Genomic DNA, 2,060 nt, shown 5'->3' with positions numbered 1-2,060 from the left:
TTGTAGTTACCGGTAGCCGGGTCGATTACCGCAACGTCATGCAGGTCATAAACCCAGGAACTGCCGTCAAAGAAGGCATAGATCGGCTTCAGATTATTGGCACGGATAACGGTCGGCTCCCAACGGCTGTTTGCCACTGACCATTCAGGTGTTGCCCAGGTGCGGTCAGTTTCAGTGGATTGGTCGCCATAACCGGTAACGGTGTCCAGTACGGCATCAGCAGCCTTTCTGCCGTAAGCCGGGATATGGCAGGTCTGGCAGGCAACCCGCTTCAGGTGTGTGTTAATGGCAGTTGTGGCATGCCCTGCATTAAGGGCAGCCTTGTTACTGTGGCAACTGCTGGTAGCGCAGCTGACCGTTAGTGCGCTATCGCTCGGTCGCAGGTCTGAACCACCGCCGGATACATGGTGGTTAATGGTGGTGTGGCACTGTTGGCAGCTCAGGTTGGCACCGGTGCTGGCCATATGAACATCGTAGTTACGATCAGTGGTGGTGCCGTTAATCAGGGCCAGATCACCACGTTTAAGGGCATCACCGCCGCCGCCCTTGGCATGGCACTGCAGGCAGTTTGATTTAACCGGCATATGCAGGGCCTGCACGGCCTGATCCATGGAGATGGTCATCTTGGCGGTGTCCGGCTCAAACAGGCCGCTGGTGGCGTTACGCACTCGTTTGTACTCTTTCTGGTGGCAGATCAGGCAGTCAATATTTTTGGTGGCATCGGCAACTGTACCCGGCTTGGCTCCGGCGCCGATATGGCATGCGCCACAACCGTTCCAGTTACCCAGGGTGTTGATGCAGTAGGCGTTGACTGCCGTATTCAGTTTGCCGCCAATAGTGCCAGTCGGCTTGTTGCTGATTTTGCTGTAGGGGCCTTCCCATTTGTAATGCACGGAGCTGGCCATGTCGGTGGCCTGTTTGGTGTGGCACTGCAGGCAGAGGGCAGTGCTGGTAAATGTCAGGTTTGCATGGTTTGCCTGTGGATCTCCACCTGAATTGATGGTGTAGATGGCGCTCTTGGCTGTTTCGCTGTTCCCTGCGCTGTCCCGGGCAAAATATTTGAGCGTAGTGGTGGCGTTGATTGGAATCAGACCGCTGTAGACAGTTGAAGCGGTGGTTGGTGTGCTGCCATCGGTGGTGTAGTAGATGGTGGCTGTTTCGTTGACAGCCAGCTGGACCGTGATCGCTGCCGTAAAGCTGCCGCCGGAGGGGTTTGCCGTGGTTGTTGGTGACGTTGTATCACCAGGGGGTAGTGCAGTGCCGCCGATGGTCAGATTGTTAACAATGAGTGTTCCCTGGCTGATGGTCAGGCTGGTGCTCAATACCGTTGAGCCGATCAAGGCGTTAAATAGATTATCGTAGCCACCTTGTATGGTCAGTGTGACGCCAGGGCGGTTAAACACAACCGGTGAAGCATCAGGAAGAGGGGTGGCGGAGAGCATAATACTAGTCAGAGAATCAGTAAGGGCAGTTGCCAAAAACTGGTCATAATAATAGGTTCCGTTGTAGAAAACATTGGGACTGCTGATTGCGGAAGCGGAGCCTATCGGAAGGGTGGTTGTCAGTAAAATGCCGGTTAGAAATGATAGTAGCCAGCGATGCATGGTCTTTATCCGCATTGGCTCTGCTCCTTGTGGTTAGTGCACCAGGTGATGACTGCAAATCAAATTTTGATGCCGTTTGACTTGTTGATAGTTTAATATTGATTGAAACCAGCACGTTGTAGAACATTTTGCTGTTAAAGCCCCCCCCGGTATTTCTGAGGGGGGGCTTTGCTGTCGTACCTTCGCTTGATCTTACTTGGTTGTTTTAAGTCCTCTCTCCGTTGCCCGGCTGAAAGTGTGGCAGAAGGAACAGTCATAGCCCTTGCTGGTCACATGCTTGCTATGCAGTGAGGTGAAGCTTGGCATGCTCTTGTTGCCGTGGCACTGGGCGCAGACTACGGACTGGGCTGCCTTCATGGTATAGCCCATCGACTTCAGGTTCATCTGGGTTGCCGGTGTGCTGGTGGTGCCGTGGCAGGCAGCACACTGCAGGGCAGATGCCTTGGGTGATACCGT

Annotated in this window: 2 protein-coding genes; both read right to left on the bottom strand. The window is 54.0% G+C overall.

What is annotated here, in order from left to right; genetic code table 11:
* A partial coding sequence (locus B5D39_RS16645) for a chitobiase/beta-hexosaminidase C-terminal domain-containing protein (protein WP_078791621.1) occupies window positions 1–1,619 on the bottom strand: 1,619 nt, incomplete at its 3' end.
* A gap of 177 nt (window positions 1,620–1,796) precedes the next feature.
* Window positions 1,797–2,060: cytochrome c3 family protein (locus tag B5D39_RS16640; RefSeq protein ID WP_279627317.1), on the bottom strand; the 264-nt coding region annotated here is incomplete at its 5' end.

The organism is Trichlorobacter thiogenes (assembly GCF_900167465.1).
Classification (GTDB): Bacteria; Desulfobacterota; Desulfuromonadia; order Geobacterales; family Pseudopelobacteraceae; genus Trichlorobacter; species Trichlorobacter thiogenes.
Note: the sequence above shows the minus strand (reverse complement) of the source record. Positions and strands in the feature narration are given on the sequence as shown.